This is a genomic window from Bordetella flabilis, assembly GCF_001676725.1.
GTDB classification, from domain to species: Bacteria; Pseudomonadota; Gammaproteobacteria; order Burkholderiales; family Burkholderiaceae_B; genus Bordetella_C; species Bordetella_C flabilis.
The window spans coordinates 1,141,575-1,153,923 of sequence record NZ_CP016172.1; the positions used below are offsets into that span (position 1 = coordinate 1,141,575).

9 protein-coding genes are annotated in these 12,349 nt (G+C 69.1%); 6 read left to right on the forward strand and 3 right to left on the reverse strand.

The genetic code is table 11. The features are described 5' to 3' along the window. Position 1: 1 nt before the first annotated feature. From BAU07_RS04985 to BAU07_RS04995, 3 genes are all read left to right on the forward strand, one after another. Positions 2–1,978, forward strand: coding sequence for a dipeptide ABC transporter ATP-binding protein (locus tag BAU07_RS04985; RefSeq protein WP_066654647.1), 1,977 nt, complete (start codon positions 2–4; stop codon positions 1,976–1,978). 150 nt (positions 1,979–2,128) lie between these two features. Next, entirely contained in the window at positions 2,129–3,718 is a 1,590-nt protein-coding gene (locus BAU07_RS04990) for an ABC transporter substrate-binding protein (RefSeq protein ID WP_066654648.1), read from the forward strand. Positions 3,719–3,731: 13 nt separating this feature from the next. Next, positions 3,732–5,276, forward strand: a complete 1,545-nt coding sequence (locus BAU07_RS04995) for a M81 family metallopeptidase (RefSeq protein WP_066654649.1) — start codon at positions 3,732–3,734, stop codon at positions 5,274–5,276. A gap of 691 nt (positions 5,277–5,967) precedes the next feature. On the opposite strand, the gene BAU07_RS05000 is transcribed toward BAU07_RS04995, so the two are convergent. Both BAU07_RS05000 and BAU07_RS05005 read right to left on the reverse strand, forming a co-directional pair. Continuing rightward, positions 5,968–6,864, reverse strand: a complete 897-nt coding sequence (locus tag BAU07_RS05000) for a LysR family transcriptional regulator (RefSeq protein ID WP_066664858.1) — start codon at positions 6,862–6,864, stop codon at positions 5,968–5,970. Positions 6,865–7,044: 180 nt separating this feature from the next. Next, positions 7,045–7,935 carry a LysR family transcriptional regulator gene (locus tag BAU07_RS05005; RefSeq protein WP_066654650.1) on the reverse strand — a complete coding sequence of 297 codons (891 nt, stop codon included), beginning with the start codon at positions 7,933–7,935 and terminating at the stop codon, positions 7,045–7,047. A 161-nt stretch (positions 7,936–8,096) separates the two neighbouring features. Here BAU07_RS05005 and BAU07_RS05010 point away from each other — a divergent pair, with 161 nt between their 5' ends. Continuing rightward, entirely contained in the window at positions 8,097–8,978 is an 882-nt protein-coding gene (locus BAU07_RS05010) for an amidohydrolase family protein (RefSeq protein ID WP_066654651.1), read from the forward strand. An 81-nt stretch (positions 8,979–9,059) separates the two neighbouring features. Continuing rightward, a complete protein-coding gene (locus BAU07_RS05015) occupies positions 9,060–10,052 on the forward strand; it encodes a tripartite tricarboxylate transporter substrate binding protein (RefSeq protein WP_066654653.1) in 993 nt (330 codons plus the stop codon). A 94-nt stretch (positions 10,053–10,146) separates the two neighbouring features. Here the strand turns inward: BAU07_RS05015 and gcvA are convergent, their stop codons facing one another. Then, on the reverse strand, positions 10,147–11,034 hold the full coding sequence (gcvA, locus tag BAU07_RS05020; protein ID WP_066664861.1) for a transcriptional regulator GcvA: 888 nt from the start codon (positions 11,032–11,034) through the stop codon (positions 10,147–10,149). A gap of 309 nt (positions 11,035–11,343) precedes the next feature. Between gcvA and BAU07_RS05025 the strand changes: the two genes are divergently transcribed. Next, a complete protein-coding gene (locus tag BAU07_RS05025; RefSeq protein ID WP_066654655.1) occupies positions 11,344–12,318 on the forward strand; it encodes a tripartite tricarboxylate transporter substrate binding protein in 975 nt (324 codons plus the stop codon). Positions 12,319–12,349 lie beyond the last annotated feature (31 nt).

Sequence of the window (12,349 nt, forward strand, 5' to 3'; positions counted from 1 at the left end):
CATGGACCAGCAGGCCCCATCCGCCGGCCGACGCGTGCTCGATGTGACCGGCCTCAGCGTGACCTTCGGCCATGGCGCCCGCTCGGTGCAGGCGGTGCGGGAGATCAGCCTGCATGTGGACCGCGGCGAAACGCTCGCCATCGTGGGCGAGTCGGGCTCGGGCAAGTCGGTGACGTCGCTGGCCATCATGCGGCTGGTGGAGTTCGGCGGCGGCCGCATCACGCAGGGCAGCATGGTGTTCCACCGGCCCGACGGCGCGCGCGTCGATCTGGTCAGGGCAGGGCCGGAGCAGATGCGCGCCATGCGGGGCGCCGACGTGGGCATGGTGTTCCAGGAGCCGATGACCTCGCTCAATCCCGTGATGACGATCGGCGCCCAGATCGTCGAGGCCATCCGTTTGCACCAGCCGGGCGATGCGCGCTCGGCCCAGGCCGAGGCATGCCGCATCCTGGACCGGGTGCGGATACCGGACGCCGCGGCGGCGCTGCGCCGCTATCCGCATGAATTGTCCGGGGGCATGCGGCAGCGCGTGATGATCGCCATGGCGCTGTCCTGCAAACCCGCCCTGCTGATCGCCGACGAGCCGACCACGGCGCTGGACGTCACCATCCAGGCGCAGATCCTGGAGCTTATCCGCGCGCTGCAGCGGGACATGGACATGGGCGTGATCTTCATTACGCACGACATGGGCGTGGTGGCCGAGGTGGCCGATCGCGTCATGGTGATGCGGCATGGACGGGCCATCGAGACCAACGACGCCGTCGCGCTGTTCGCGCGGCCGCGCGAACCCTATACCCGGGCGCTGATGGCCGCCGCGCCCAAGCTGGGCGCGATGCGCGGCACGGACGCGCCGGCGCGCTTCGACCTGGTGGAGGCGGAGCCGGCATCCGAACCAGCATCGGCACCCGTGTCCGCATCCGAGCCCGAGCCCGAGCCCGCACCCGAGCACGTGGCTCGACCCGCGTCCGCAGCGGCAGCGCAAGCGACAGCGGAACCGGAACCGGAAGCAGCAGCATCGGCCCCGCCTTCCGGCATGGCGCCCGGCAAACACCCTATCCTGCGGGTGCGGGACCTGGTCACCCGTTTCGACGTGCGCGCCGGCATCCTGGCACGCGTCAAGCGCCGGGTCCATGCCGTGGAGAAGGTCAGCTTCGACCTGCACCCGGGCGAGACGCTGGCGCTCGTGGGCGAGTCGGGCTGCGGCAAGACCACGACGGGGCGCTCGATATTGCAGCTGGCGCGCATCACGTCGGGCACGGTGGAATTCGATGGCCGCGCGGTGCGCCGCGACGATCCCGTGTCGCTGCGCTCGCTGCGGCGCGGCATGCAGTTCGTCTTCCAGGATCCGTTCGCCTCGCTCAATCCGCGCATGCGGGTGGGCGAATCGATCAAGGAGCCGATGTTGATCCATGGCGTGGCCGGCGGCGCGGAAGCCGACCGCCGCGTGGCGTCGCTGATGGCGCGCGTCGGCCTGGATCCCGCCACGGCCGACCGCTGGCCGCACCAGTTTTCCGGCGGACAGCGCCAGCGCATCTGCATCGCGCGCGCCCTGTCGGTGGATCCGCGCGTCCTGATCGCGGACGAGTCGGTGTCGGCGCTCGACGTTTCGATCCAGGCCCAGATCGTCAACCTGCTGATCGACCTGCAACGCGAGCTGGGCGTCTCCTACCTGTTCATCTCCCACGATATGGCGGTCGTCGAACGCATCAGCCACCGCGTGGCCGTGATGTACCTGGGGCAGATCGTCGAAATCGGCCCGCGCCAGTCGGTGTTCGAGAACCCGCAGCATCCCTATACCCGCAAGCTGATGCAGGCCGTGCCGGTGCCCGACCCGACGCGGCGGCGCCCTGCGCGCGCCGACAACAGCGAACTGCCCAGCCCGGTGCGTCCGCTGGGCTACGAACCCGAAGTCCGTCCGCTCGAAGAGGTGGGGCCTGGCCATTTCGTGGCCCGCCACCGCGTCGGCGGGCTGTATTGAGTCTCTATGCGTTGAAGGCTGCACCCCTGGTTCTCCAGGGCTAGTCCACGCGGCAAGGAGTCTTGCGCCGGCACGCCGAGGCTTCCGTCGTACCCCTGGCGCCGTCCCCGCCGCGGCGATGGCCTCATCCTTTCTTTCCTGGAGCTAAGCATGGACCGCAGGAAATTCCTTATCGCTTCGTCCGCCAGCGCGGCGGCGTTTACCTTGCCCGGCGTCCTCAGGGCGGCGCCGCGCGTCGAGTTCCGCTGGATACCGCAAACCGACCTGACCTTGCTGGACCCGACCTTCACCACCGCCACGATTACCCAGAACCACGCCCAGATGGTGTTCGACACGCTGTACGGCATGGACGCAAGCTATCAGCCGCATCCGCAGATGGCGGCCGGCCACCAGATGGATGCGGACGGCCTGCGCTGGGTGATCACGCTGCGCGAAGGCCTGGTGTTCCACGATGGATCGCCGGTGCGCGCCCAGGATGCGGTGGCGAGCATCCGCCGCTGGGCGCTGCGCGACCTGATGGGCAAATCCTTGCTGGGCGCCACCGCGGAGATGACGGCTTTGAGCGACAAGCAGTTGGAGTTCAAGCTGAAGAAGCCGTTCCCGCTGCTGCTGCACGCCCTGGGCCGCCAGACCGGCAGCATGGCGGCCATCCTGCCGGAACGCCTGGCCACCGGTCCCGAGGACAAGCCCGTGACGGAAATGATCGGCAGTGGGCCGTTCCGCTTCATGCGCGACCAATGGGTATCCGGCTCGCGCGTGGTGTACGAGAAATTCCAGGGCTATGTGCCGCGCAAGGACAGCTTCCCGCCGTCGTTCAGCGCGGGCCCGAAGATCGCCCACATGGACGAAGTGCGCTGGAACGTGGTGCCGGACCGCGCCACCGCCGTCGCGGCCCTGCAGGCGCATGAAGTCGACGGCGTCGAGCAGGTGGACAACGATTTCCTGGGCATGCTCAAGAGCGACCCCAGCATTGCGCTGGTCAAGCGCAGCCTGCCCACGGTGGCCATCATGCGCTTCAACCAGTTGCAGCCGCCCTTCGACAACGTCCTGATGCGCCGCGCCATCCTGGCGTCGGTCAACCAGACCGAATACATGACGGCGATCAACGGCACCGAGTTCCCGGAGTATTGGAGCGACCGCATGGGCGTGTTCGTGATCGGCACGCCGATGGCCACGGAAGCCGGCATGGACAAGCTGACGGGCAAGCGCGACCTGGACAAGGTGCGTGCCGCCATCAAGGCGGCCGGCTACAAGGGCGAGCGCATCGTGCTGATCGATCCGGCGGACTTCCCGGCCTACCACGCGGCGGCGCTGGTGACCGCGGACCTGTTCAAGCGCATCGGCCTGAACGTGGACGTGCAGACCATGGATTGGGGCACCGCGGTGCAGCGCCGCAACAGCCAGGAGCCGATCTCCAAGGGCGGATGGAACGTCGCCTTCACCGGGCTTACCGGGCCCAACAACCTGGATCCGGCAGGCCATCTTGCGCTGCGCGGCAATGGCAAGCAGGCCTGGTGGGGCTGGCCGACCAGCGCCAGGCTGGAGGAACTGCGACAGGATTGGTTCAACGCGCCGGACCTGGCAAGCCAGAAGAAGATCTGCGAGCAGATCCAGCTGCAGGTGATCGAGGATGTGCCGTACATCCCGTTGGGGGCGTCGTACCAGGTCAGCGCCATCGGCTCGGAATGGAAGGACTTCCAGCCGCAACTGCCGCTGTTCTACACCGTGCGCAAGGCGTGAAGGAGCTACCGCGATGACCGTCGATGATCCAAGGGTTGCCATCCTGGGCTTCCATCTCGAATCGAACGCCTTCGCGCCGCTGTCCGTGGAGGCGGATTTCCGCGCGCAGTGCTGGGAAGAGGGCGAGCGCATTACCGAGCTGGCGCGCCAGGTAAGCCATCTGCCCAGCGAATTGCCGGGGTTCTACCAGCGCATGGATGCGCGCGGCGCGTGGCAGCCGGTGCCGCTGATCGTGGTGGGCGCCCCACCCGGCGGTCCGGCGAGCGCGGACGTATGGCGGGAATTCCTGGACCAGGTGCGCGCGCGCCTGCAGGCGGCGTTGCCGGTGGACGCGATCTATGTGGCGAACCACGGGGCGTCCAGCGCCGAAGGCGAGGACGATACGGAAGCGGTATTGATGGAGATGCTGCGGCGGATGGTGGGCCCGGACGTGCCGATCGTCGCCACGCATGACCTGCACGCGAATGTGTCGGCGCGCACGGTGCAGGCGTTGGACGCGCTGATCGGCTATCGCACCAATCCGCATGTGGACCAGCGCGAGCGCGCGGCGGAGGCGGCCGACCTGCTGCACGAGATGTTCGGCGGGATGAAGACGGCCACCGCGCACATCCGGCTGCCGTTGACGCCGCCTTCGGTGACGCTGGGCACACGGCAGGGTCCTTATGCCGACCTGATCGCGCAGGCGCAGGCCTGTATGGCTGCGCCGGGGCAAGGGCCTATCGCGAATGTGTCGGTGATGGGCGGTTTCGTGTTCGCGGATATTCCCAAATGCGGGTTGACGGTTACGGTGACGGCACGCGGGGACGAGCGCGCGGCGCGCCGCACCGCGCTGGCGCTGGCGCGCGCGGCTTGGGCAGACCGGCATCGCTATGTGCCGGACATGATCGATGTGGAGCGGGCAGTGGCCTTGGCGCGCGGGTCCACGGTGCCGCTGCTGTTCGCCGACGTGGCGGACAACCCCGGCGGTGGCGGGCGCGGCAATACGTCGTGGCTGTTGGCGGCGTTCCACGAGGCGCGGATACCGGGTGCGGTGCTGGGGGTTTTCGTGGACCCGGCGCTGGCGGGACGAGCGCACGCGGCGGGGGAGGGGGCGGTGCTGGACGCGGTGTTCAATTCGGAGGAGACCGAGTATTCGCGGCGGTTCGAGGCGCGGGCGACCGTGGTGCGCTTGACGGACGGGGAGGGTGTGGGGCGGCGCGGGGTGATGCAGGGCCGGAAGTTTTCTCTGGGCCCTAGTGCGTTGCTGCGGTTGGAGGATTCAGGGATGCGGGTGGTGGTGGGAAGCCTGCGGCGTCAGCTTGCGGAGCCGGGGATGGTGGAGATGCATGGGGTGGATCTGGGTTCCGTGCGGTGCCTGATCGTGAAAAGCCGGGGGCATTATCGGGCGGGGTTCGATGAGTTCTTTACGCCGGATCGGATTCATGATGTGGATAGTCCGGGGCTGACGACGCCCAACCTGAAGCGGATGGATTTCAAGCGCCTGCCGCGTCCGGTGTGGCCGATCGATACGGAGGTGGGTTGGGTGGAGCCTGCGTGGGCCGCGGAGATGGGTGATTAGCTTTTGTTCTTCATTGGGCCCGTGGCACCGCTTTGGCGAGCCGTGTGGGGTGGGTGGGATTGGTCGGGTGGTCTGACTGGCCACGTAGGAGTGGCGGTGGTTTGCTTGGCCCGTCCGGCGGGGTGGTCGCCTGCCGGGGCCGTGCCGGGCGGCCGGTCTGGCGCCCCGGGGCGCCGGACACCGCGTCGCACGCTCGTCCGGCGGCCGCTGCGCACCGGTGTCCCGGTCCGGACCCGTGCGGCGCGCCTCCCTTCGCGCCAGCTAGCTCGGCCTTCACGGCCCGGCCCCGGCAGGCGACCACCCCGCCAGACTACGGTGCCAGCCCGCCACGGCTGCTGGAGACGGGGTGGGTTCTTGCCGCTTCGCTGTGCGGTGTGCGCTGATGGAAGAGTGGTCGGTGCCCGGCCGTGACCGCCCCCCAGCGGGGCGGTCACGGCCTTACGCGGGGGATGCATCTGGTGCATCTGGTGCATCTGGTGCATCTGGTGCATCTGGTGCATCTGGTGCATCGGGTGCATCGGGTGCATCTGGGGCGTCTGGTGCACTTGGGGTGGAGGTGTGGGCGTGGTGTAGATGTGACGTGCGTTGCGGGTTGTGCGCGTCTGCAATTTGTGCCGTCTGCAGTTTGTGCCCGGCTGCGGCTCGTGCGACGGCTGGGGCATGGGCGGTGCGGGGCCTGGGGCGTGGCTGCTCAGGTTTCCGCGGCGACTTCTTTGATGATGGCTTGGACGAAGCGGGTGATGCTGGCGGGCAGTTCGCGGCCGAGCATGGTCTGGATGTGGAAGTGGCGCTGGTGCAGGTCGGCGTTGGTGATGGGGACGGCGACGAGCTCGCCGCGCTGGATGGCGGCCTGGACGGTGAGGCGGCTGCCGAAGATGATCGGGCCGTAGGTGCGGCTGAAGTTTTGCAGGGCCCCCATGTTGTTGCTGGTCATGATGACGTTCAGGTCGATGCCTTCGTGCATGCAGCAGAGTTCGACGATGAAGCGGATGGTGCTGCCGTGGCCCATCAGGGCGACCGGATGGGCCGCGACTTCCTGCATGGAGACCGTGGCGCGGGCGGCCAGCGGGTGTTCGGGGGGCATGATGGCGCAGACGGGCAGGATGCCGACATACTGGACGTGTACGCCTTCGGGCGCGGAGAGGCCGTAGCTGACGCCGATGTCGTCCTTGCCTTCGCGCACGCGCCGGTTCACTTCCGCGGACTGCAGGATGTCCAGCTGGAAGTGCACGCTGGGCTCGATGCGGCGGAATTCGCCGATCAGGCGCGGCAGCAGGTCGCGGCCGAAGGCCTGGTTGGCGGAGATCTTGACCATGCGCTGGCCGACCTGGCTCAGGTCGCGGATGTCGGAGCGGGCGCGTTCGGCCTCGAGGTACGCGCGGCGCGCGTAGGCGGCCAGGAGTTCGCCGGACTCGGTCAGGACCATGCCCCGCGCATGGCGGTCGAAAAGGACGGTGCTGTATTCGTCTTCGAGCTTGCGGATCATGCGGCTGACGGCAGAGGGCGCGACGTGCAGGGCCTGCGCGGCCACGGTCAGCGATCCGGTGTTGACGACTTCGAGGAAGTATTTGAGCGCGGTGTTCAGCATGGGCGGCGGGGTGCCGGGCTGGATCGCGCCGGCCGACAGACTATGGCGTAAAAGGGCCGGGGCCGCCATGGGGCACATCCCGATGGCCGGAAAGGAGCGGCGCTGGCTAATACCTGGCGCAACGGGTGGCGCACTCGGGCCTTGGCTTGTACGGGGGGGCGGGCCGGGACGAATCCGCCGTCAGGGCGTCGCGCCCAGGTCGAGGCTGGCGAAGAGATCGGCCAGGGTGGGCACGGAGCGGGCCGGCCAGATGGCGCTGAGGTCGAAGCTGGGCAGATCGCCGCCATCGGCGACCTCGCAGAAGCGTACGCCGCGGAAGTCCAGGGAGCGTATCCAGCTGGGGAGCAGGCCGACGCCGCAGCCGCCGGCCACGCAGGCCAGCACGGTCAGGGTGCGGTTGGCTTCCTGCGCGACAAAGGGCGCGTGGCCGGCCTTGCGCAGGGCGTCCATGATGCCGGCATACAGCACGGGCAATTGGGCCTGGGGGTATAGCACCAGGCCGGCTTGCGCCACCTGCGCCAGCGTGACGGTGCCGTCGGGCGCCACGTCGAACTCGTCGGGTACCGCGGCGACGAGCCGATCGCGCAGCAACTGGCGTTCGCGCATGCGGCCGCCCACGGCGACCGGCGTGTGCATCAGGCCGATATCGATCTCGCCGTTCTGCAGGGCCTCGGCCTGCGCGGCATTGCTCATTTCGTGCAGGATGACGCGCACGCCGGGCGCGCGCTCGCGCAGCTGGCGTAGCGCGCGCGGCAGCGTATCGAACAGGGCGGAGGAAACCAGGCCGACGTTGAGCTGGCCGGCGCTGCCGCGGCCGATGTCCCGGGCGCGCTGCTGCGCGGCGTCGATGCGCGCCACGCTGGCGCGCACGTCCTCCAGGATGGCGCGGGCGGCCGCTGTCGGCAGGGCGCCGCGCCGCGAGCGCTCGAACAGCCGCACGCCCAGGTCCTTTTCCATGCGGGCCAGCGCCTGGCTGAGCGCCGGCTGGGCCAGGCCCAGCCACGCGGCCGCACGGCTGACGCTGCCGTGGTCGACCACGGCCAGGAAATAGCGGAGATGCCGGGTCTCCATATCGAAGCGATATATAAAAAGCCAATTGGATGGATAGATGACTATAGCTGGCTTTCCTAGAATGCGGCGATCGGGCGGGGTGTATCGAGCGCATCAAGCCTGTACCGAGTACTCAGCGTCCTTATCGTCTCGCCGGCCTGCCACCTGTCCTGGAGCCCACATTGCCCGCCGTTCCCGCCGCTGCCGCGCCCGCCGTCGACGCGCATGCCCATGTCTTCGTACGGGGCTTGGGGTTGTCCGAGGGCCGGCGCTACACGCCGGACTACGAGGCGCGGCCGGAGGATTACCTGGCGCTGCTGCGCACCCATGGCCTGTCGCACGGCGTGCTGGTGCAGCCGAGTTTCCTGGGCACCGATAACGCATACCTGTTGCGCGCGCTGCGCGCTTGCCCTTCCGCGCTGCGTGGGGTCGCGGTGGTCGCCCCCGGGGCCGCCCAGGACACACTGACCGAAATGGCCGAGGCGGGCGTGGTGGGCATACGGCTGAACCTGATGGGCCAGCCCACGCCCGCGCTGCAGGACCAGCCGTGGCGCGGGACGCTGGAACGGGTCGCGGCCCTGGGCTGGCACGTGGAAGTGCATCTGCCCGCCGCGCGCCTGCCCGAAGTCATGCCCGCGCTGCTGGCCGCGGGCTGCCCCATCGTGGTGGACCACTTCGGGCGGCCCGATCCCGCGTCGGGTATCGCCGATCCGGGCTTTGCCTATCTGCTGCGCCAGGCCGACAGCGGCCGCGTGTGGGTGAAGCTGTCGGGCGCCTACCGCAACTGGCCCGCCGGCGAGGCGGCGGATGCGGGCCGCGCGGCCGCGCGGCAGCTGATGCGCGCGTATACCGCGGCCCGCCTGATGTGGGGCAGCGACTGGCCGCACACCGAACACCGGCACATTGCCTATGCACCCGTGCGCCGCTGGCTGGACGCCTGGGTGGAAGACCCGGACGAGCGCGCCGCGGTGCTGGGCGATACACCCGCGCGCCTGTTCGGATTGGCCCGCCCGGCGTCGCCAGTCCTGCCGCCCGCCCGGCCCGGCACGCCATCCGAAACCTAGGAGCGCGCTGGCCGCGCCCGGCCCCTGTTCCCGAGTGAAGGCGATAGCCTCGCAGCGATACCACCCCCAAGGAGACTCCAGATGAACCTCAATACCTTGCCCCGGCTGGCGCGCCGCGCCGGCCGCTGGTTTGCGGCGGCCGTCATGGCCACCGCGACGGCCGCCGCGGCCGCGGCATACCCCGAGCGCCCCATCACGCTGGTGGTGACCTATCCGCCCGGCGGTACCGTGGATGTCGTGGCGCGCCTGCTCGGGCCACGGCTGGCGGCCGTGCTGGGACAGCCGGTCATCATTGAAAACCGTGGCGGCGCGGGCGGCATGATAGGCGGCGCAGTCGTGGCCAAGGCCGCGCCGGACGGCTACACGCTGATGCTGGACGCGTCCAACCATGGGCAGAACCCGGCCTTGCACAGCAAGATGATGTTCGACACCTTGCGCGATTTCGCGCCGGTGTCGCTGCTGCTGCGCGTGCCCAACATACTGGTGGTGACGCCCTCGTATCCGGTCAAGACCGTGGCGGACCTGATCAAGCTGGGCCAGAAGACCGATGGCGAAAAGGTGTACTTCGCATCGGCGGGCCCGGGCTCCGCGCAGCACCTGGCCGGCGCATTGTTCAACCTGCTGGCGCACACGGATCTGCAGCACGTTGCCTACAAGGGCGGCGGTCCGGCCATGGTCGACGTCATGGCCGGCCAGGTGCCCGTGATGTTCGCCAGCATGGCCTCCTCGTGGCCGCACGTGAAGGGCGGCAAGCTGCGCGCGATCGCGTCCGGCGGCGCGCAACGGTCCCCGGCCATGCCGGACCTGCCGACCATCGCGGAATCCGGTGTGCCGGGCTACGCCTCGTACGAATGGAATGCCGTGTTCGCGCCGGCCGGCACGCCGACCGCCGTCACCGACAAGGTCTCCCAGGCGCTGGCCCAGGTGCTGAAGGACCCGCAGGTCGCCACGCAACTGCAGGACATGGGCGCGGAGATCGTCGGCTCCACGCCCGCCGCGCTCGACACCTTCCGTCGCGCCGAAATCGACAAGTGGAAGAAGGTGGTTTCCGAGGCGCATCTGCAACTGGATTGACCTGCCCATGCGGCGGCCATCAGCAGGCCGCCGGGCTGCTGGCGAGCGGACAAGCGCGCGGCATGCTTAGCGTCCGCGCGCCCGGCGCTGCGCCTCAGCCGGCCGCCTGGCGCACCAGCCATTCACGAAAGCAGGCGATCTTCGGCTCGTCCGAGCGGCCTTCCGGGCACACCAGGTGGTAGCCGCGCGGGCGCCGCAGCACCAGCGGATGCGGGGCCACCAGGCGGCCCTGCGCCAGGTCTTTCTCCAGATAGCGCAACTGTCCCAGCGCCACGCCCAGGCCTTCGGTGGCGCACTGGTAGATGATGCTCAGGTCTTCGTAGTACATGTCGCCGAGCGCCAGCCCGCGCGTCGCGCCGGCCAGCCGGATCCAGTCGGGCCAGTGCTGCGGCCTGCGGTTCGAGTGCAGCAGCGGCAGGGCCAGCACGGCTTCGGTGGTACAGGGCGACGGCAGGCGCGCCGCCAGTTCGGGCGCCATCACCGGCGTCAGCGCGTCGCTGAACAGCAGGTCGTCGCGCAGCCCATCCCACGGGCCGTCGCCGTAGATGATCCCCATGTCGGCGTTCTCGCGCTTGAAGTCCACGCCTTCCACGCTGCTGGTCAGCCGCACGTTGATGTCGGGATGCGCGGCCTGGAAGGCCGGCAGCAGTGGAATCAGCCAGCGCACGAACAAGGTCGTATGGCCGCGGACCGTCAGCACCTGCTTGGCGCCCGTCGATACCACTTCACGCGTGGCGCGCGAGATCTGCGCGAAGGCGCCGGATAGCGCGGCGGCGTAGCTCGCGCCGCCGCGCGTCAGCCGCAGCCGCCGCCCGGCCCGCTCGAACAGGTCGAACCCCAGCCACTCTTCCAAGGCCTTGATCTGGTGGCTGACGGCGCCTTGCGTGATGTGCAGCTCCTGCGCGGCCGCGCTGAAGCTCTGGTGGCGTGCCGCGCTTTCGAACACGCGCAAGGGATTGAGCGGAGGCAATTGGGGATTCATGGCCTTCATGCACGGCATCGCGGCCCCGCGCTGTCGCGGGAAACCGCTCGGGCTTCCTGTCGCGGTCGTCCGCCGTGGTCTCTGCTATTAGGGTTATTCATGTGCCATTGAGAAATTCTCGATGGCCCTGTCGGTGTGCCGCGCCTAACATCCATAAAACCGGCTCGCGCCATCATGGCCCGGCACGGCGTTTCGGACAAGGTCCGGATTGGTATTAGTTTTACTGCGTCTGGCCAGAGACCACGACGCGCGCCCCTCGGTCTTCGGCCGCGCGTCGCCTACATAAAACAACACAGGCGGGAGACACCCATGACTTTCAAAGGACCGGGCCATTTCATGCTGGCATGCGCGCTGGCCTGCCTGGCTGCCCCGGCGTATGCCGCGGACACCTATCCCGCCAAGCCCATACGCATCGTCGTCCCGGTGGCCGCGGGCGGCACCGTGGACCAGGTCGCGAGGCTGGTCGCCAAGGGCCTGTCGGAAGACCTGAAGCAATCGGTGATCGTGGAGAACAAGCCCGGCGCGAGCGGCCTGCTGGGCACGCGCGAGGTGGCGCGCGCCGCGCCGGATGGCTATACGCTGCTTGCCGTGGCCAACACCTTCGTGTCCGCGCCCGCCTTCGTCCCCAACGCCGACTACGATCCCCTGCGCGATTTCGAACCGGTCACCCAGACCTGCCAGATCCCCATGGTGCTGGTGGCGCATCCTTCCGTGCCGCAGCGGACCGTGAAAGACCTCATCGACCGCGCCCGCGCGCATCCCGGCGAGGTGTCGTTCGCGTCTTCCGGCGTGGGGTCCACGGGCTATATCGCCGCCGAGCTTTTCAGCCGCCAGGCCGGGATCAAGATGCTGGGCGTGTCGTACAAGGGCAACGCGCAGGCGATCACCGATCTGGTCGGCGGGCAGGTGATGGTGATGTTCGACCAGGTCAGCACATCGGGGCCCTACGTGCTGGCGGGCAAGCTGAACGCCTTGGGCGTCACCACGGCGTCGCGCTCCAGGATGCTGCCCGACGTGCCGACCATCGCGGAGTCCGGCCTGCCGGGCTTCGAGGACGACACCTTCAACGCCATCCTGGTCCCGGTGGGTACGCCCGCGCCCATCGTGGCCCGCCTGCACGAGGCCATCGCCAAGGTGCTGCAACGGCCCGAAGTCTCGGGTCAACTGGCCAAGCAGGGCATCGAGGTCAAGACCAGCGCAAGCCCGGCCGCCTTTCGCGCCTATCTGCAGCGCGCCGCCGAAAAATATCGCGGCATCGCCGCCGTGGCGGAACCCCGCAGCTAGCCGGGGCCGCGCAGCTAGGGTGGCTATGCCG

Excerpts from the sequence above, each read along its gene's own strand:
- BAU07_RS04985 (WP_066654647.1), top strand. The coding sequence starts at position 2 with ATGGACCAGCAGGCCCCATCCGCCGGCCGACGCGTGCTCGATGTGACC.
- BAU07_RS04990 (WP_066654648.1), top strand. The coding sequence starts at position 2,129 with ATGGACCGCAGGAAATTCCTTATCGCTTCGTCCGCCAGCGCGGCGGCG.
- BAU07_RS04995 (WP_066654649.1), top strand. The coding sequence starts at position 3,732 with ATGACCGTCGATGATCCAAGGGTTGCCATCCTGGGCTTCCATCTCGAA.
- BAU07_RS05000 (WP_066664858.1), bottom strand. The coding sequence starts at position 6,864 with ATGCTGAACACCGCGCTCAAATACTTCCTCGAAGTCGTCAACACCGGA.
- BAU07_RS05005 (WP_066654650.1), bottom strand. The coding sequence starts at position 7,935 with ATGGAGACCCGGCATCTCCGCTATTTCCTGGCCGTGGTCGACCACGGC.
- BAU07_RS05015 (WP_066654653.1), top strand. The coding sequence starts at position 9,060 with ATGAACCTCAATACCTTGCCCCGGCTGGCGCGCCGCGCCGGCCGCTGG.
- gcvA (WP_066664861.1), bottom strand. The coding sequence starts at position 11,034 with ATGAATCCCCAATTGCCTCCGCTCAATCCCTTGCGCGTGTTCGAAAGC.
- BAU07_RS05025 (WP_066654655.1), top strand. The coding sequence starts at position 11,344 with ATGACTTTCAAAGGACCGGGCCATTTCATGCTGGCATGCGCGCTGGCC.